18 protein-coding genes are annotated in these 19,397 nt (G+C 47.7%); 1 reads left to right on the top strand and 17 read right to left on the bottom strand.

Translation table 11 applies throughout. From position 1 onward, the window contains the following. Nucleotides 1–11: 11 nt before the first annotated feature. From U5R06_03120 to U5R06_03110, 3 genes are read right to left on the bottom strand one after another with little or no spacing between them, the layout of a single operon-like run. On the bottom strand, nucleotides 12–803 hold the full coding sequence (locus U5R06_03120) for an ABC transporter permease (GenBank protein ID MDZ7721828.1): 792 nt from the start codon (nucleotides 801–803) through the stop codon (nucleotides 12–14). Next, entirely contained in the window at nucleotides 800–1,708 is a 909-nt protein-coding gene (locus U5R06_03115; GenBank protein ID MDZ7721827.1) for an ABC transporter ATP-binding protein, read from the bottom strand. The genes U5R06_03120 and U5R06_03115 overlap by 4 nt, the downstream gene beginning before the upstream one ends. After that, nucleotides 1,705–2,979 carry a class I tRNA ligase family protein gene (locus U5R06_03110; protein ID MDZ7721826.1) on the bottom strand — a complete coding sequence of 425 codons (1,275 nt, stop codon included), beginning with the start codon at nucleotides 2,977–2,979 and terminating at the stop codon, nucleotides 1,705–1,707. Before U5R06_03110 ends, U5R06_03115 begins: the two co-directional genes overlap by 4 nt. A 379-nt stretch (nucleotides 2,980–3,358) precedes the next feature. Between U5R06_03110 and U5R06_03105 the strand changes: the two genes are divergently transcribed. After that, nucleotides 3,359–4,294 carry an FAD-dependent oxidoreductase gene (locus tag U5R06_03105; GenBank protein ID MDZ7721825.1) on the top strand — a complete coding sequence of 312 codons (936 nt, stop codon included), beginning with the start codon at nucleotides 3,359–3,361 and terminating at the stop codon, nucleotides 4,292–4,294. Between the two features lie 52 nt (nucleotides 4,295–4,346). Here U5R06_03105 and U5R06_03100 read toward each other — a convergent pair whose 3' ends face one another. The 14 genes from U5R06_03100 to U5R06_03035 all read right to left on the bottom strand — a co-directional run bounded on the left by U5R06_03100 (nucleotide 4,347) and on the right by U5R06_03035 (nucleotide 19,396). Further along, complete coding sequence (locus tag U5R06_03100) at nucleotides 4,347–7,193, bottom strand: insulinase family protein (GenBank protein MDZ7721824.1); 2,847 nt, start codon at nucleotides 7,191–7,193, stop codon at nucleotides 4,347–4,349. Nucleotides 7,194–7,426: 233 nt separating this feature from the next. Continuing rightward, the gene (locus tag U5R06_03095) at nucleotides 7,427–7,645 is read right to left on the bottom strand and encodes a hypothetical protein (GenBank protein MDZ7721823.1); all 219 of its coding nucleotides are present in this window, start codon (nucleotides 7,643–7,645) and stop codon (nucleotides 7,427–7,429) included. Then, nucleotides 7,632–7,955, bottom strand: coding sequence for a hypothetical protein (locus tag U5R06_03090; GenBank protein ID MDZ7721822.1), 324 nt, complete (start codon nucleotides 7,953–7,955; stop codon nucleotides 7,632–7,634). The genes U5R06_03095 and U5R06_03090 overlap by 14 nt, the downstream gene beginning before the upstream one ends. Before the next feature lie 302 nt (nucleotides 7,956–8,257). Continuing rightward, on the bottom strand, nucleotides 8,258–9,067 hold the full coding sequence (locus U5R06_03085) for an energy transducer TonB (GenBank protein MDZ7721821.1): 810 nt from the start codon (nucleotides 9,065–9,067) through the stop codon (nucleotides 8,258–8,260). Nucleotides 9,068–9,306: 239 nt separating this feature from the next. Continuing rightward, on the bottom strand, nucleotides 9,307–9,798 hold the full coding sequence (locus U5R06_03080) for a hypothetical protein (GenBank protein MDZ7721820.1): 492 nt from the start codon (nucleotides 9,796–9,798) through the stop codon (nucleotides 9,307–9,309). After that, the gene (locus U5R06_03075; GenBank protein MDZ7721819.1) at nucleotides 9,795–10,838 is read right to left on the bottom strand and encodes a FecR domain-containing protein; all 1,044 of its coding nucleotides are present in this window, start codon (nucleotides 10,836–10,838) and stop codon (nucleotides 9,795–9,797) included. Before U5R06_03075 ends, U5R06_03080 begins: the two co-directional genes overlap by 4 nt. A gap of 57 nt (nucleotides 10,839–10,895) precedes the next feature. Continuing rightward, complete coding sequence (locus tag U5R06_03070; GenBank protein MDZ7721818.1) at nucleotides 10,896–11,438, bottom strand: RNA polymerase sigma-70 factor; 543 nt, start codon at nucleotides 11,436–11,438, stop codon at nucleotides 10,896–10,898. Nucleotides 11,439–11,636: 198 nt separating this feature from the next. Then, on the bottom strand, nucleotides 11,637–12,689 hold the full coding sequence (locus U5R06_03065; GenBank protein MDZ7721817.1) for a DUF1593 domain-containing protein: 1,053 nt from the start codon (nucleotides 12,687–12,689) through the stop codon (nucleotides 11,637–11,639). Between the two features lie 435 nt (nucleotides 12,690–13,124). After that, nucleotides 13,125–13,325, bottom strand: coding sequence for an isoprenylcysteine carboxylmethyltransferase family protein (locus U5R06_03060; protein MDZ7721816.1), 201 nt, complete (start codon nucleotides 13,323–13,325; stop codon nucleotides 13,125–13,127). A 490-nt stretch (nucleotides 13,326–13,815) separates the two neighbouring features. Then, nucleotides 13,816–14,124, bottom strand: coding sequence for a prolyl oligopeptidase family serine peptidase (locus U5R06_03055; GenBank protein ID MDZ7721815.1), 309 nt, complete (start codon nucleotides 14,122–14,124; stop codon nucleotides 13,816–13,818). A 277-nt stretch (nucleotides 14,125–14,401) separates the two neighbouring features. Beyond that, nucleotides 14,402–15,331, bottom strand: coding sequence for an RraA family protein (locus U5R06_03050; GenBank protein MDZ7721814.1), 930 nt, complete (start codon nucleotides 15,329–15,331; stop codon nucleotides 14,402–14,404). A gap of 37 nt (nucleotides 15,332–15,368) precedes the next feature. Continuing rightward, nucleotides 15,369–16,745 carry a mandelate racemase/muconate lactonizing enzyme family protein gene (locus tag U5R06_03045; protein ID MDZ7721813.1) on the bottom strand — a complete coding sequence of 459 codons (1,377 nt, stop codon included), beginning with the start codon at nucleotides 16,743–16,745 and terminating at the stop codon, nucleotides 15,369–15,371. A 60-nt stretch (nucleotides 16,746–16,805) separates the two neighbouring features. Next, the gene (locus U5R06_03040) at nucleotides 16,806–18,125 is read right to left on the bottom strand and encodes a bile acid:sodium symporter family protein (protein ID MDZ7721812.1); all 1,320 of its coding nucleotides are present in this window, start codon (nucleotides 18,123–18,125) and stop codon (nucleotides 16,806–16,808) included. Nucleotides 18,126–18,523: 398 nt separating this feature from the next. Then, the gene (locus tag U5R06_03035; protein MDZ7721811.1) at nucleotides 18,524–19,396 is read right to left on the bottom strand and encodes an endonuclease/exonuclease/phosphatase family protein; all 873 of its coding nucleotides are present in this window, start codon (nucleotides 19,394–19,396) and stop codon (nucleotides 18,524–18,526) included. Between the last annotated feature and the right edge of the window lies 1 nt (nucleotide 19,397).

The raw sequence follows: 19,397 nt of genomic DNA, 5'->3' as shown, positions 1-19,397 counted from the left end.
CGACATAACTTCTATTGAATAATGCGCCGCTTCATATTGCGGAGCGCCAGATATCCGAACAGCACAGCGAACAGAATGAGATACAGGATATTAAAAAGCATATGCGATTCCATGGCGCCTATACAGAAAAAGCGGGTCAATTCAACCAGATGATACAACGGAAACAACAGAGAAAACAGTCCGGCCCATTCCGGGATTCCTGAAATGGGGAAAAACGTACCCGAGAATAGAAACATGGGGGTGATAAACAAAAACACCGGCAGATTAAACATGTCGATTGTCGGAATGATACCGGTAAAAAACATTCCGATGGAAGCAAAGGCGAGTCCGCCCAGAAAGGCCAGCGGGATGCACATCAGAGCTCCGGGAAAGTTGGCAAAGCCGATGGGAATCAGCACGACAAGCATAATCGTGACCGCGCCCGCAGCTTTGGATGCCGCCCAGACAATTTCCGCAATGATAATTTCCTCAAGACTTAACGGTGTTGCCAAAAGTCCGTCAAATGTCTTTTGATAGTACATCCGCACAAAAGAGGTATAGGTGGTTTCGAAAAAAGAATTCCACATACAGGCAGTCGCCACCAGTGCCGGCGCCATGAACCGGGTATACTCCAGCTGCAGGCCTGCATACTCGACCCCGCCGATAAGGCCGGAGAACCCAAGTCCAAATGCCAAAATATAAAAAGCAGGCTCGAGCAGAGGGACAAGAAAGTTAACTTTCCAGATACGCTTGTAGGTTATTAAATTCCGGTACCAGACGTGCCGGAACCGAAGGGTAATATCAGAAAGAGCAGGTCGATTCATTCGCGTAACTCCCGTCCGGTCAGACGCAGAAATACATCTTCCAGATTTCCGGCCCGAAACAGACAAGCTTCCATACAATAGATATTTCGGATTTCCTTTTCCAGTTCGCTCTGCGGTTGGGTATAGACAATAATCCGCTGGCCCAGATCGTCATAACGAATATCGTGCTTGTGAATATAGGCCAAAAGCTCCTCACCCGGAGTCTGGATTTCGATCACACTCTCGGCCACATGTTCAGAGATTAATTGCTTTGGCGCCCCCTCTGCGATAATAGTGCCATGATCCATAATCAGGATTCTCTCACAGAGCGACTCGGCTTCATCCATATAATGCGTGGTCAAAAACAAAGTGAGACCGCGTTTTTTCAATTCAAGCAGCCGGTTCCACAACTGATGCCGGGACTGCGGATCCAGGCCGGTGGTCGGTTCATCGAGAATCAAAAGTTCCGGTTCCGGCACCAATGTACGCGCCAGCTGAAGCCGGCGCGCTAATCCGCCGGACAGTTCCATCACCCGGGCTTTGCGTTTATGAGTGAGCGCAAAAAACTCGAGCAGCTCCTCGGAACGCTGCTTGGCATGCGCTTGATCCATCTCAAAATAACGCGCATACAGCCAGAGATTCTGTTCCACCGTCAGATCCGGATCCAGCGTGTTGTTCTGCTGACAGATTCCCATGCGCGATCGTATATCACGCCAGTCCGTACGAATATCCTGACCGAACACGCGCATTTCTCCATTGGATATCGGTGAAAAGCCGTATATCATTCGAATCGCCGAGGTTTTGCCGGCGCCGTTGGGACCGAGCAGACCGAAAAACTCACCGGATTTGACTTGAAATGAAATCGAATTGACTGCGGTCAAACCGCCGAATTGTTTGACCAGATTATCAGCTTTGATCACACTCATATCTGTTGACCTTTCTCTGAATCAGCATCACATCCCAAAACAGCAAACACCCGGTCAATATCATTCAGCACACTATGCAATTCCCGGCGCGTTGGGGCGGGGAGTCCATTTTCATGATCCACATGCTCGGCACGCATCAGAATATCAGCCACCGCATCAAACGCAGCGGCAACATTTAAATTGTCATCCATTTTTTCCTCAAATGCATCACGAATTTCCCGAGCCGGATCAAAATCAATTTCATCCGCGCCCGATGTTTCCTTTTCAAAAAGCGAACAGACCAGTCGACGAACCCGGTCCAGATGCCCGGCGCGCTCTTCTACACAGGGCATACACATGTCCAGTTTTTCCCGATACGGAGCATACAGCAGGAAAAAGCGGATGTGCCGGTAATCAAATCCTTTCTCCACCATATCGTCCAGATACGCGACATTACCTTTTGATTTTGACATTTTTTCACCATCCACCAAAAGCTCGCCGCCATGCAGCCACCAGGGACAAAACGCCTTGCCCGAAGCCGACTCCATAATGGCCAGCGTATAATCATGATGCCGGTACAGATTATCAAATCCGCCTGTATGGATATCAATTTCAAAACCGAGCGTCTTTTTGATCATGGCCGCGTCCTGAATATTCCAGGCCGGCCGCCCCTTGCCGATACGCGTTTCCCACCATACATTTCCTTCTTTCTTTTTCGGTTTATGCCACAAGATAAAATCACCGCGATTCCAGCGCGTACCGGGATAGGTATCCTGACGGAACCGGATCTTTTTATCCGGCCAGTTGCTCATATCCAGTCCATACAGGCGTCCAAATCCTTTATAGGTCAACGGATCAAAAAACACTTCCCCCTCATGCCAATAGGCGTGCCCGCTCTCCAACAGGCTCTCAATCAAATCTACAGCAGCCTCCACACTGGTACTGGCACGCGGTATCTCGTCAGGCAAATCAATATTGAGCAGTCCGCATTCGCGTACAAAGCGTTCTTCAACCGGCTGGCAAAGCTGACGCACCGTAACGCCCTGGCTCAGAGCAAGTTCTATGGATTTATCTTCAACATCTGTGTAATTGATGACACGCTGCACGGTGTAATCTTTATATTCCAGATACTTTTGCAAAACATCCTCATAGAGATAGGTGCGGTAATTCCCGAGATGCGGAAAACGGTACACACTGGGTCCGCAGGTGAACAATTTAACGTGTCCGGGTTGTCTGGGTTGAAATTTTTGCTTCTCATCCGTCGCTGTATTGTATAATCGCAATTCATTCATTGGGATCTCCGGTGGTATCTTTTTCCATGCAGTGTATTCAAAACATGATAATCTGATAATATTAAACGTGATTTCGGGTTAACTTGATCCGATTTTTATGTAAAATATTTTTATTTAATATCAACATCCTACTTTTTTTCAGACATTTATATCCGATTCAATGCGGCACAGAGTATTATGCTGAAATGCTTCAGCTAACCGCAAGGCCGAAGGCATATGAATCCCAAAACGTTGAGATATACATTTTTTGAGTATTTACTCATTTTTCAAACCTAAAGCTTGATATTGATAATGATTTTCATTATCTTTTACATTTTTTTAACAGGGGGCCTCATGCCGGCCGTCGCTGACGACTGACTGTAAACCATGATTCAATACAATCTTCATAACAGCGTCAAAGAGTTGCAAAAAATTAGTCATCGGCGCCGGATTCATCGGCGTGGAGATGTCAGACGAATTTAATAAAAAATCCAAAGATGTTACTCTGATCAAAGTCCTGCCGCACATTATGGGGACGGCATTTGACAAGGAATTTGCCGACAAGGCCGAGGAGAACCTCAAATCGCGCGGTGTCAACGTCATGACCGGAACGGCGGTCAAAGGCGACGGTCAGGTGACAGGTGTGCTGTTGGACAACGGCGAAGAACTGGACGCAGATGCAGTTGTATTATCATGCGGGTATAAACCCAACGCAGAACTGGCGGAAAAAATCGGACTGCAGATTAATGAATTTGGATTTATCAAAGTCGATCAATATATGCGCACCAACGTTCCGGATATTTTCGCAGTCGGCGATTGCGCCGAAAAGCATGATTTTTCAACAGGCAAACTCAGCAAAGTGATGCTCGCTTCCACAGCCTGTGCAGAGGCGCGGGTTGCGGCAATGAATTTGTTTAAATTATCGACCATAAAAACATTCCGGGGAACCATTGGTATCTATTCTACCTGTATTAACCAGACGTCTTATGCCGTGGCCGGATTGACCGAGACCATGGCAAGAAATGAAAATTTTGACATTGTCACAGGCACCTTTAGCGGCATTGACTGGCATCCCGGTTGTCTGGACGATTCTTCCCCCCAGACCGTAAAGTTGATCGTGTTGCGAGAAAACGGTGTTGTTCTGGGCGGCGAAGTGTGTGCCGGCAAAAGCGGCGGCGAGCTGATCAATGTCATTGGATTTGCTATCCAGAATCATATGACTATATATGATTTTCTCGTGGCACAAATCGGGACTCAGCCCATGCTGACGGCTTCACCGGCCGCCTATCCGCTGATCAAAGCGGCGGAAATGTGTGCCAGGGATATGCGAAAATAAAAAAAAGGGCTGTTTAAACAGCCCTTTTTTGAATGACCTGTTCAGAACATTTTTATTGACCTGACGTACGAGCGGCGGTTTTTTCAGGATAAAGTACAACCTTTACATACTGATCCTGTTTTATATAACATTGCGCCGCGTCCTGAATCATTTCGACAGACAATTTGTCATACAGATCCGGATAGCTTGTAATCTGTTTAAATTTCTGATTATACATCTGCCGGGATTTTAATTGACTCAGCCAGAATCGATTTTCTTTCAGATTAACTTCGTATTCGCGTTGCTGACTTTTTCGTACTTTGGAAACGGTTTCTACAGCCGGGCCTTGAGCTTGCAAACTATCAATCTGGGCAAATAACGTCCGGACAAGTTCCTCTACTCGTTGCGGCGCACACCCGAACATGATATGCAATGAATATTCAGGATTCGGATATCTTTCCGCGCCGGAGCGCACCTGCACACCATAGGTCCCTCCCATATCCTCACGCATCACCTCACGCAGTTTAATACGCATCACCGATGCCAGAGAATTCAATGCATAACGATTTTGCCGTGAATCCTCAAACGCTCCGGTAAATACCACCCGAACCAGGCTTTTGGGCTCCACACCTTTATACACCGATTTTTCAACGATACCGTCCGGCGGCCTGATTCCCGGATCCTGCCAGGATTCACTGCGGTCGGTTGACGGCAATGCGCCCAGATAAGTTTGAATCAAAGGATCAAGACTGTCCGGATCAAAATTCCCGACAAAAAAGAATGTAAAATCACCCGCATCCGCATACCGTTGCTGATAAAAATCAAACGCGGTTGTATAGTCAATCTCTTTTAGGCGCTCCAGTGTCCAGGGTCTGGAGCGTGGGTGATGCTGACCCAGAGTCACCTGAAGCGTATCCATGAACGCCGTTTCCGGCCGGGCGCTGCGGTTCTCAATATATCCCTTCATGCGGCTCATAAACGACTCGAACGCTTCCGCATCTTTTCTCGGCGCCGTCATATACAGATATATCAACTGGAACAATGTTTTCATATCCTGGGGAGAGGCGCTTCCCCGAATACCCTCCAACGTCGTATTGATATAAGGGGAGACGCTCACAACTTTATCTGACAGTTTCTTTTCCAGCTCAATGCTTGAAAATTTGCCGACTCCGCTCTCCTGGATAATGCTCGCCGCGGCGAGCGCTGACACATACTCCTGACTGTCAGTCAGAGAATGTCCGCCAAAACTGTATCCGTCGAACAAAACCTGATCGTTTTTAAAATCCGTGGGTTTCAGCACGACCTTTACGCCGTTTGCAAGCTCCAGTTCGGTCACGCCCAGTTCCGCATTCGAACTCTTATCCATAATATCAGTCTTTGGCGGGACATCTGCAATTAGAGGCTCAAGGCGCACATTGTCCTGCCAGGGACCAATTGCTTTTTCAGTTGCTTTTTTAAAAACAGCAGACAGCCGGGATTCATCCGGTACGGCTACATCCTGTTTTTCCGGAGCATTGACCATCACGACACGGTTATCCTCTGTTATCCACTGTCCGGCCAGTGCATTCACATGCTGCAATTGAATATCCGGTAACAGCTGCCGGGCAAGCGCCAGCGACTGTCCCGGCCCCGGAATAGGATCATTGGACAGAAAGTGCGACACATAATGTCGCGCCAGGCGTCTGGATTGCGTTTTGTCACGTTCTTTATACGCCTGTTCTTCACTGCGCAGAATTTCCCGCTTGGCGCGTTCAAGTTCAGACGCCGTAAATCCGTGTCGCTTTACACGCAGCGCCTCGGTTAATAATGCCTCCAGTCCGCGTTCCACACTGTTTTCTTTGACCACACTGCCTAAAAGGTAAACCTCTTTGGTGCGGACAAACTGCCCTTTACCGGAATATGCATACAAAAACGGGGGATCCGTTTGTTTGGTCAGTTCTTTTAGGCGTTTGTTCAGCATATGATTGTAGAGGTTTTCCACAAGCAGCACCCGGTAATCCGATACGGTTTCAACCGGCTTCGGTTCGCTTTTAAAATAAATACTGACCCGAGTACGGCTCGCCTCCTTGTCGGTTGCAATCGCAAACAACGCTTCTTCATGATCCGGGACCGGATACAACGTCCGTTCGCGCGGGGTTTTACGTGCGGGCAGGGATGCAAAATGCCGGTTCAGCAATTCCATGATATAATCCCTGTCGAAATCACCCACAGCAACGACCCCAATCAGCCCGGGACGGTACCAGTCGCGATAAAATTTCCGTATAGTCCCGTAATCTGCAGATTCAATAATATTTTTCTTGCCGATCGGCAGCCGTTCCGCGTACCGCGAATCCCTGAACAGAACCGGCAGCTGTTCGTCCAGCATACGCTCCTGAGCGCCGCGTCCCAGCCGCCATTCCTCGATGACCACACCGCGCTCTCTGTCAATTTCCTGCGGCTCCAGACTCAAGGCGTGCGCCCAGTCCTCCAGGATCTGAAATCCGGTTTCCATGTAACTTGAACTGTCCGTCGGCACATTGAGAAAATAAACAGTCTCGTCAAAACTGGTAAAAGCATTGATCTCGGGTCCGAACTGCATTCCGATGCTTTCCAGGTAATCAATCAGAGCCTGTTTTTCAAAATGTTTTGTACCGTTAAACGCCATATGCTCAACAAAATGCGCCAAACCGCGCTGATTTTCATCTTCCAGCACCGATCCGGCATTCACCGCCAGCCACAGGGTGGCCCGATTCTCGGGTTTACGGTTAACCTGTACATAATATTTCAGGCCGTTCTCAAATTCACCCAGAGTTACATCCGGATTGACAGGCAGAGGGTCCTGCATATCCAGATTCGCCGGCTGCACATGATCCGGTGACTGAGGAAATACAGAGCGGCTTGACAGCAACAGTCCCAAAAGCATAAAAACGAGTAATCTCATAGAGTATCTCCAAATAAATACAATTTATATAGTTAACGCAATATCCGGTAAAAAGTTTTGTAAATCCTGAAAACAGCTGTTCAATATACAAACACCCACCATAAACCACAAAAAAGTTTATCTTTTTTTATCCCCGGGATGAAATGCCCATTCTTTCCTGTTTTACTGGTGAGTGTCAGCAGCGCCTATGCCATTCATTTTCTGGTGCGTTATTATGTAATACAGTTCAACGGTCACAGCAAATCAGAGGCGGTCACACAGAGTACAAAATATGTCGGCCCGGCAATCGTTATGGCCGGAATCACCACTGAATTAGCACGATGAGAATCCCAGATCTGGCACAATTTATGGTCAGAGAACTCCTGGGGACGCGCAAAAGATTTGTCGAGCGCCTCAGAAAAATCCGGGAATCGCGTCTGGTTGTGGTTGAACAGATCATCAAGCGTCTGCACGGGAATGAGATTCTGAACCGACAATCCGATTCGCGTGCCGAACGGTGCTGTATACAAACCGGTTCACGGGATCGGACAAGAAAGCGGGATTGACCAGCATACCCGAACTGCTTACCGCCGCGGCAACCTGCGCACCTCCCATGCCAAGCGACTGCACACCCTCCACAGTAACAGGATAGTTCAGACCGATCACATCAGACTGTATGGTTGTTCCCGGTAGTTCTACGGTACGGAACGTGTATCCGCCCTGTCCTGCAATAATTGACACTGAGCATAACATAAAAATAGTCAGAAACCGATAAATTTTCATCGCATTGTCCTCAATTTTTAAATCAAGGTTCTTGGCTATATCCTGGACAGGTTGTGAAACAATATTAAATTTTCTGATAAAAAATCGGTCCAGGTTTACTTGCTTTTTAGTACAATAGATGGAACATGCAATAAAATTCATGCTTTTGCTGCAACATTAATAAAATAATATACCATAAATAAACAATTATTTTTGAATTTGCAAGATAATCTTTGTATTTCTAAATACATATATTACATCCCCTGTGTAAACAGCCTTCCTTTAGGAGCAGATGGTCCCGTTGAGGAAGGCTGTCATTGCTATTAAAGAACAGATGAAACAGGCTCGTCTTTGAGCTGATTGACACGCTGCTCAATAAGACCAATCACTTTTGCCTTGTTGGCTTCCAATTCCTGATCGACCTGGACTTTTTGCATTTCATCTTTCAGCATCCCCAGATATTCAATCAAACGCGATTTGGCATCATCATAGCGCGGACTCTTCGGATAGCGGTACAAATAATCATCCAGCACCACAAAAGTTAGTGGAATGGCTTCATCCAGAGGCTGCCAGTACTGATAAATCTGTTCAGACACCACTTTTTTCAACGGTTCATTGATTTTAGGGCCTGCGTTGAGAGAGACCGAACCCATCAAATTCGTGGACAGTTTATACAGAGCTTCCAGCGCGGTATTGCGTTTCTCCTCATCTTTAAATGATGCAATCTGTTTGTGATAGGCTTTAAACTTTTTCAGGCGTTCTTCTTTTGGTGTTGACGTTTTATCCAGACGAAAGTTCACATTCAAGCGCGTCCAGGATGGAACGGTTTCACGGCCTTTACGGGCAGGATTAAACTGCACTTCTTTTGCAAATTGCACCGCCACGCTGTCCAGATCGGCAAAGCCGGAAGACTCGTCCAATTCGACGGTCTTGACCATGCTGTCACCGCTTACATAAACAGCCAGCCCCACAACACCTTCGCGCTGCTCCATTTGTGCCTCTAACGGATAGTCAAGAGGCGGAGTAGAACGAACCGTTGCCTTTTGATATTGAGCCGCACATTGAAAAAGCAATACACCAACCGTCACCAACGTGATCAGAAACGAATACCGGAATATTGTTTGGTTTTTCATGATAACCTCTCTTTCTATTGATTAAATGAATATTCAAGGTCGAACAATTGATCGAGGCACCGGATCCTGATCTTGATACCATAATCTAAAATGATAATCCCATTCGATCCAGACCGGTACCGGCTTTTTATTCGAAATGGCAGGAGTAAATATCGCCATCTTTGCATGTTCCACTGCAGTAGAATCCAGAATAACCGAACCGCTGGATTCCTTGACAATGACAGACTCGACTCGACCGTTTACATTGACCCGGATAAAAAGATTGACATGCCCGGTGGTGTTTCTCGTATCGCCTCCTGGGGATAATCGGGTTTATCCAGGCTTGTAAGTTCCGGTGCTGTGATGTCATCCAGTCCGGACGCGCTGTCCCCCACTTTTGGGGTACGATGGCGCAGAGTTCGGGGGGCTCGGGTCTGCTGATATTGCAAAACCACCAGATCATCATCGATCACCTTGTATGTAATGTGGTCATCCAGTAAAAAGGAGAAAACTTTGCCCAGTGGTTCATCTTCCACATCACAGGACAACGTCACTGAGTCGATAAGCGAGTCGCTAAAAACAAAGGAAACATTGGTTTGGTCTGATATTTCAGCCAGAATCTCTCTCAGCGGAGCGGATTGAAAACGCAGATTCACACGCTTGTTAAGGTGCGCATCGACCGAATTCGTCTGCGGTATAGCTTGGCCGGTAACAGTCAGGATCAAAAAGAATGAGAAAATCATGTGTTTCATGACGGCCTCTTTTCCATACTGCCGAATTTAATATGAGTGTCATATTCATGAAACTCACAATCCACACTCAAACTCAAAGAGGTCAATACGGTTTCCAGGGTTTTATTCTCAAACGTCGCTGTAACTGTTTTGTGAGCCAAATCGCTGTCCAGCAGCTGAATTTCCACACCGTAAAATCGCTCCAGTTCATTGAGGATTTCTGCAACCGGCGTTTTGATAAACACCAGACGGCCCTCCATCCAGCCGATTGCATAATCTGCATCGACAAACTGTGGCGGTCTGGCCGCCTTTTCTTTCTCAATGCGACTGGTCTCATTGCGGACCAGTTGAACTTTGGCCGTATCCTGATTCGAACGGGTCAACTCGACTTTGCCGCGTTTGACAATGACCCTGGTTTCCCGATCGCGCGACCAGACATTAAAGGCGGTTCCCAACACCCGCGCCTGTGCATTCGCTGTATGAACGAGGAACGGCTTTGCATCCGGTACGACGACAAAAAAGGCTTCACCGGTCAATTGAATTTCACGAGTTGATACAAAACGTTCAGGATAGCTCAACTCACTGTTGCTGTTCAGCCAGACTTTGGATTGATCCGGTAAAAGAACGTATTCTTTTTCTACGCTCCGGGTGGTCACAGTGAGAATCCTGGGAGCCGGACTCTTGAAATACAATACTGCAGACACAGCCAGCACCAGCACTGCAGCAGAAATCACCCACCGGGCCCGCATCGGAACCGGATTGAATAAACGCTGTATGAATGATGATACAGAACCGGAATGCAGTTCTTTTTCCCGACCGATTCCCAGTGAGCGGGACAATGTTCGCCATTCATGATCCAGGTCCGGAAGGTCGGGCGGCATTGTGCTATCCGTCTCGCCCCAGACTTTTTCAAGTTCGTCAAAACATCGTTGATGCTCAACGGACTGTTTCAGCCAGACGTCAAGCTCGGCCCGCTCGTCACGGCTGATTGAATCAGTTAGTGATTTGCTGCAAAGCTGAAAATAATAATCGTCTGTATGTGTGCTGTTATCCATTGCCATTATTCTTTCCTTTCATAGGTCTATACGGACGAGTCTATAAATACCCTATCATTAACATCATTTTTTTTGAAATTCCTGAAGCTTTTTTCGTAACTGCTTTAACGCGTTAGACATGCGGCTCTCCACGGTTTTGACCGAAACCTCGAGTTGTACTGCAATCTCTGCATAAGTATAACCTTCGTAGCGGCCAAGAACAAACACTTCGCGCACCGGTTCCGGCAGATCAGTAATGGCGTTTTGCAGAGCTAACTGCAAATCAGAATGATCTTGATACGCTTCCGATTTCCGACGAGCCTCCTGTTGATATTCCTGTCGGGAGGATTGCCTGCGGTAAAAATCAATCAACTGCCGATCCGCGATCCGGAACAAGTAGGCTTTGCATCCCATCTCCGGTTTCAGGGTATGCCGGTGCATCCATAACTTGGCAAAAGCATCCTGAACAAAATCGCGCGCCTGCTCAGATGAGCGTATCCGGGTGTATACGAACGCATACAGAGGTTTATAGTAACGCCGGAATACGGTTTTGAACGCCGTCTCGTTTGAATCAACCAATGCAGCAGCAAGCTGCTCATCACTGGAGTTTTCCCATTTTTGTTTCAAATAACACCCTCTTGTGTTTCAGTTAAAATTTAAAGTATGATCGACCCAGTCAAGACCGCTATTCTGTTCTCGGTCATACATTTCTTCTTAAAGACAACGGTTATAATGAACTCGAACCGCTTATGGACATTAACAGTATATCCGGACGGACGTATCAGCTCAAACAGTACAACGGAAATTGCAGTTTGCATAATTCTTTCATTTCCGTTTCTCACGGTAAATTTTCTCCAGCTTTTCCAGCAATGCACGGTACATCTCGGGCCGCTGAGCCTCCAGCGTGCTTTTGGCATAGCGGTTCATATCCACATGGTTCCCCCAGGTGCTGCATGGATGCGCATAATTCCATTCAACCGGACCGCTGTCATCGGTGTAATAATTCGGCCGTTCCTGCGGAAACGGCTGCACAAACCGTCCCGCCCAGCTGGCCTGTGCGGGATTCGACAAATCATGACCAGGATCGATCACATAAAGCACAGTCGGCGTATCGCCAACGCGAAAATACTGCGCCCAGTCTTGATTCTTAACAACCTCCTTGATGTGCTGAGCCAGTGCCCCGTATTTAGACAGTTTTCCAAACATCTCTTTCGGTTCTTTACCGCTGAACATCCCCTCATAAGTCCAGTTGATCTCAAGCCACCACATATCTGTAAAGCGCGGATCATCAAAGATTTCATTCCTGCCGAATCCATTCCAGTTGTACTGCTCACAGGGTTTTTCAGTTTTTTCCCAGCTTTCCGGTATGTGAACGCGGTATTCTTCCATCATCAGATGTGTGCCGATGGTGATGACACGGATATTGTCCGATAAATCGGGATTTTGCCGCAACGCTTTACCAAAATTCACCATATTGCCCCAGATCAACACATAAAGCGGATTTGTCTGCACCGAAGCGGCTTTTACAAACAGCTGCATGGCATGATCAAAATCAATAGCCACTCTGTTTTTGAGTGAATCCGGTAACGGATATCCCTTTTCAGCGAGTTGAAAGGATTGGTAATCTTTATAATAGGATTTTAATGCCAATTCACATGCCTTATAACCCTGCGCTTCCCAGCGGTCCGGGACAATACCTTCGATGCGCAGTTCATCCGCATACCAGAGCAGATGCACCAGCGACTGCCGGTCATCCGGATCGCCGGCATCAATATTGATATCGGTAAACACAAACACGCGCGGACAATTGCAAGCCAGCCGTTCAACCGTGCATTGAGTCAGAAATAAAATAAAGAGACAGAATACTAGTCTTTTCAAACTCTTATCTCCAAGATTTGTCAAGTATAATGGGGTCGTTTTTTCAGCTAACATACAGAATTAAAGCGATTTTTGCAAAGCATTCATAGAATTTATGAATATTTATAATAAAAGGGCGCAATTTAACAGGATCAGCTCGTTCTGTTGGTTTCGTACATGGCTGTTTCCCCCGGAAAACTAAAAATTTATAACAAAATATAAAATACAGAAAAAACAAAAACAATATATAATCTGACGGGAAATAATCACCTCTGCAAAAGACCGCTTTCAGCAGCATCATTGCAAAGAGCAAAAGATGTGTTAATTTATATTCCCTGGAACCTGCCGTAGAAAATAAGCTTTGGAAACGGGTTTGGTGATGCCACTACCACAAAAATGGTATCATTTTTTCTGTACGTCTTTTATATTCGATATAGTTATTCCCAAACCATTCGATCAAAGCCTGTTCTTCGATTCGAATTCGATAAACAACGGATGGAATAGCCGCCAAAACGGCTCAGGCAATTCCGCCCCAGCTTCCCAGCTCAGTGGTATACCGATGAACAAACAGGACAATCCCAGATAGGCGGGATGACGCACAGTTTTGTAAATACCCCGGGTTACCAGTTCATGGGTATCCGATGTTTCCACGTGCACACTGTACTCCTGAAAGCAGTACGGGCCAGCACCCGAACCGCAATTCCGGTTACAATAAAAAGCATTCCAATCATTCGCAGTGAAACAAAGGTTTTATGAAAAAGTCTATTTTAAACACCATACGTCCAGAAATGAAAAAAGCATTGTTCCATACCAAATGATGCTGATCAGCCAAAAAGAGCCCTTTACCAGCTTTTTTCCGAATCCTGTTGTTGATAAAAAAGAGAAAAACCCCGTTCCACAACAGCCCAGCCGACAAATCCGCCGAATCCAAAATTTTCTGCAATGGTTATAAAATCCATAGAATCCGCAAAGCGCTAAAATTGAACCCGTTTTAATCAAACCGTGAATAGGATGCTATCCAAAAGGAGTTTCCGAAACACCCTGAAATCACAAGATGTCTGCTTCTCCGGCAAACATCTTGTGATCAAATGATTCTACTCTACTTTTCGTGACATGCCAATGTGAAAAATTCAGCCGGCGTCAGCTCTTATTCACCAAACTGCCACAACAGAAACGCCCATTCGTCCGCCAGTTCTTCCAGGTACTGCTGCCGGGTAGAGCCGATGCCGTGACCTGAACTGTAATCGACCCGGAACAAAATCGGATTGTCACTGCCGCTGGCCGCCTGCAGACGCGCTGTCATTTTTGCAGAATTCCAGGGTTCCACGCGCGGATCGTTCACCTTGACACCGTAATATTCGTCCACCACATTTTCAACGCGCGCGGCAGGCGGATTTGTATCCTTTGCCGGTGCCGACGCGATGAGGGATAAAAAGACGAAAACAAAAAACAGCACGAGTGCATACTTTATAACGGTTTCCCTTTCATAAGAGCTTTATTTTACATGCTAAAATAAAAAAAGATCAATGAAACCAATTAAAAAAACAGGGTATGCTTTTTTCCAACCGTATGGGAGCCTATTTGATTAGGTTCATGTCATCAAGAAATCATTTTTTCAAAAGGGGGAAGCATCCCCCTCGCTACAGCCAGGCTGTCTTCCGCTACCCCCTCTGTTTCCAGATCATGCTGATCTTGCAGCAACGCTGGTGCGGATATTTCATTGCAAAACAAACTTACCACGTCCGGCCTTTGAGCAGTTTTTCCCGCTGATATTCAGTCAGTTCTTCATCACGTTCCTGCAGCCAGCGGCGGAAATGCTCTTCTATCTCTTCCGTCCATTTGCTGTCAATCTGTCCCGGCGTGTATTCTCCCTGACGCAGCATCTGATGTCCGAATTCATCCCGCAGCCGGATAATTTCCGAAGTTTGTACAGTCTCCTCAACCAGATGCGCCGGTATGAAAATCACACCTTCTTCTTTTCCCAGAACCGCGTCACCCGGCATCACCGAGGCATGTCCGATTCGGATGGGTGAATTGATCCCCATAAGCATAGCGCCATCAAGATAAGACGGGTGCCAGCCGCGGTTGAAAATGGGAAAATCTTTAATTTTCTTCACGCCTTCGATATCGCGGGCGCCGCCGTCAATCACCACACCGGTACCGCCGGTTTTCACCCAGATCGAATTGGCCAGATTATCACCCAGATAGGTGCCGTCAACCACCTTGCCCATCAAATCCACCACAATAACGTCGCCGTCCGCCAGCGTATCGATGATCCAGGAATTCTGTGCGCCGATACGACCGTCTTTTTCGCCCTGTTCATCAATAACCGCATCCACATCCGGACGCTTTGGATGAAAACAGGCCGTAACCGCACGTCCGGTCAATACCGGCTCGTTTTCGGTGATCACCCAGTCGCCTTCAAACTGATTGTGAAATCCGTGTCGCCGACACACAGCCCAGGCTTCCTCAATGGATACGCTCTTTAAGCGCTCCAGAAGCTCATCTGCCACCCTGGGACGTCCGTCCGGAAAACGTTCCCCCTCCCATTGGGGGGTATATTTGATAATATCCTCTTTTGAAAACACGCCGACCTGGGCGTAAAGTGACTGTACAATAAATAAACCTGCCATCAAAATAAATATCAATCGTTTCAATAACATACCAACCTCTCCGTTTCGATTAATGATTTGCACGAATTTATGTCAGATTACGTCTGCGCATTCTCTGCAGACGGCTCCACAGCCGGTCCCAGGATTCCTCGTCATCCCATTCCGGTGTGGGTGCAAAATACTGATCGTCACCTTTTAAATGCTTTTTGATGGCTTTTTCGTTGAGTTCAATACCCAGGCCGGGACCATTCGGAACAGGCACATAGCCGTCCTGAACCAGCGGTTTGGGCACGCCGGTCACAAGATCGTCGTACCAGTCGTCATCCACGTTATGATGTTCCATCACCAAAAAGTTCTCCGTAGCCGCCGCACAGTGCACAGATGAATACATTGTGACCGGACTTCCGGCCATATGCAAGGCCATGGCAATGCCATGCTCCATAGCCAAATCACCGATCTTTTTGGTTTCCAGCAGACCGCCGGACGAAGCCAGATCCGGATGACAGATGGCAATGGCTTTTTTCTCAAACAAATCCATAAAGCCGTCTTTGAGATAAACATCCTCACCGGTCAGGATGGGCGTGTCGCAGGAATTGCGCAGCATCACATACTGATCCGTGTATTCCCAGGGTACCATATCCTCATACCAGGCCAGATTAAACTCATCCAGCGCCTGTGCTATTTTAATACAGTCTTCAACCGGAAAATGACCATAATGATCGGTTGCAATGGGGATTTCCCAGCCGACAATATCGCGCACCGCCGCGCAATAGTCCTTTAAAATGGATAGCCCCTTGTCCGTGATGCGGATACCGGTGAACGGGTGCTTGACCTGAAAAGTCTTGGTCATGCCTTTCGGCGCCGTGATGGTTCCCGGGATATCACGCAGCAGCCGGATACCCACATCCATTTTTAAAAACGTATAGCCGATATCCATGCGTTCTTTGAGTTTCTTACCCATTTTCACAGGATCATTTAGGGTGGGCGTATCGGTATACACCCTGATCTTGTCGCGGAATTGTCCCCCGAGCATCTGCCAGCAGGGCACATTCCAGGCTTTCCCGGCCAGGTCCCAGCAGGCCATTTCAATGGATACGACTCCCCCGGCCTGTCTGGCGTGATGCCCGAATTGTTTCAGTTTTCTGAATATTTTGTCAACGTTACAGGGATTCTCACCCAAAATCCGGCTTTTGAGCATCAAAGCGTAGGTCGGACTGGAGCCGTCGCGCACTTCACCGTATCCGCTTATCCCCTGATTGGTATCCAGACGCACCACATAGCGCCGCCATCCCGGTCCCATACGCACGATGCGCAAGTCGGTGATTTTAAGATCAGAGGGCTGCGAATTTGTGTTGACCCGGGCCTTGACTTCCTGTGCATCCGCATCGGTCACGAATCTTCCGGCTGCCGCCGTTGCAGCTGCGCCTATACCGAGCCGTTTCAGCATATTTCGACGATTGATCATGGTTCTCTCCTTTCGGACTATGAACATATACTTTTTTTATATCAACCCATCAGAACATATTCAGGATTCAGTCTTGATCGTTTTATCCTGTTCAGACTCTTGAGGTTTGGCCGGTTTGCGGTGCCACCAGGTGGACAACATGGATCCTGAAATATTCATCCAGGGACCGAATATGGCCGGGGCCAGGGCGGCATTGGCGCTCTTGAGCACCGTCATGGCCAGACCGGACGCCATGCCGCCGTTCTGCATGCCCACTTCAAAGGCTACGGTACGACACGAACTTTCATCCAGTCGAGCAGCTCGCGCCAGCCAGTACCCCAGAATATAACCGATAAAATTGTGCAGAATCGCCGCGGCAATCAGCGCCAGTCCCACGGACAGCAGTTTTTCACTGGACCGGGCGGTAATAATGCCGATAATAAAACAGATACCGGCCATGGAAACAACAGGCAGCACTTTGTCCATCCAGTTTTCCGGTCCGTTGAACAGCGCATTGATCACATATTTTGCCAGCGCCACCACACCAATCAATGCAAATCCGATAATCGAGCCGTTACGCAGTGCAGCCAATGCGCCCCAGAATTCAGCGCGAATTAAAATACTGACCAAAGCGACTGCCAGGCCGATAATCCCGATCAGCAGCAGCCATTTCCCGCGTTTGACAAGCGCGCTTTTACCATACAGGATTTGATTAGCAAAGAGTCCGGCCAATATGGGTACAATGATCATGTTTAAAATCGAAAGCATCATGGCGACAAAATCGATGGGCACCAGGCGTCCTGCCAGGGTTTCCATGAGAAACGGCGTGGCCACCGGGGACAGGAGCGTGGAACAAGAGGTCATGGTGACGGACAATGCTACATTGCCGCCGGCGAGAAAAGTCATTAAATTGGACGCCACACCACCGGGACAGGAGCCGATGAGGATCACGCCGGCCGCGACCTCGGGTTCAAAACCGAACAGGGTCGCAATGCTGAGGCCGGCCAGAGGCATGATGGAAAACTGCAGCACAATACCCAGCAGTATGGGCCATGGCATGGTGAACACCCGGGTAAAATCTTTGACGCTTAATGTTGTGCCCATACCGAACATAATGATCTGGATGAGCGGTACAATGAGAATGCCGAGATCAAATCCGAACCAGGAGCCGAACGCCGCCGGATACAGCAACGACGCGGACACGAACACAAACACCCAGGCGGTGAATGCGAATTTTTTCAAAAAATGATGCTGATGGAAATACAAGGCAAGACAGACGAAAAAACCGACAACAAAAGGGGGGGCAAGAGGTATATCCGTAAAAGCCCACAGCAGCAAGGCGATGAGCAAAAACATAACGGCTAACAATCCGGCAATGCGTCGTAAATTCAGCTGTTTCATATCATATCCCTCGGTTTATGCTATCGTCTGAACAGGATGCGAAACGTTCTGTTTTCTTGACACAAAAAAGACAATATCAATATAATAAAAATATGGGACAATATTCAAATAATTTTTCGAGTTCAGCATCCACGATGCTGGCGTGCAGGATCCAATAATCATGAAATAGCAATCATTCGGTATTTTGATATGATTTCAATATCTTTTACCGGATTCGCCGTTGCAGTTCGCGCCGTTTGTCGTGTTCGCTGTTCAAAGAAAATCAGCAACGAACAAGACGAACAAAGCATTTAATGATTAACAAAGAATAGCATCACAGGTAAAAAATTGAATGTCTTTTGTTTTATTGTGCCGCCCCCCTCGTCGCACAGTCGGCAACGATACGATGAGACGATGCTTTAAAACACAATCTCCGCCAGCACCGGCATGTGGTCGGAGGGCAAACGACCGTTAAAGGTATCCGAAAGCGTCCCGTGATTGATAACCGTACCGCCGGTGATGAAGATATGATCGATGGGCGGGGCTGTTTCTTGTAACGCTGAAAACCGGAATGCGGTAAATGTGCGGGTCGGGCCGTGATGTGGATAAACCGCCAGCGCCTTGGTATCGCTTAATTTTTGCCCCGACATTTGAGCCGGATTGCCGGTCAGGATTTCATAGGGTTTGGAATCCGGATCGGCATTGAAATCACCCGCCACGATCACGGGTAAATCATGGCTCAGGATTTTGATTTTCCGCAGCAGCAATGTGGCGCTTTCCCGGCGCGCCGTTTCCGCAATATGATCAAAATGGGTATTGAAAAAGAAAAATACTTGCCCGGACTGTTTATCTCTGAATTGTCCCCAGGTCACGATGCGATTGTAATCGGAATCCCAGCCTTTGCCCGGTGTGTCCGGATGCTCGGACAACCAGAAGGTCGAGTGATCGAGCAGTTCGAAGCGTTCTTTCCGGTAAAATACCGCGCAAAACTCGCCTGCTTTATCGCCGTCATCGCGGCCCACTCCAAACCAGGCATAGTCCGGCAAACGATCTGCCAAATCATGCACCTGTCCGATCAGCGCTTCCTGGGTGCCGACGATATCAGCACGATGAAAGCGGATCATCCCCGCCACCAGATCCTTTCGGTTCGGCCAGGCATTGATACCGTCGGATGCCACATTCAGCCGGACGTTAAAAGTCATGGCCCTTGTTATAGCTATATCCTTTTCACTCGCAAAGGTCATAGCAACCAATCCCAAACAAATCATGAATAGAAAAATATGTAATTTCAAT

The organism is candidate division KSB1 bacterium, assembly GCA_034521575.1.
GTDB lineage: Bacteria > Zhuqueibacterota > Zhuqueibacteria > Residuimicrobiales > Krinioviventaceae > JAXHMJ01.
This window is presented reverse-complemented; position numbering and strand designations above follow the sequence as displayed.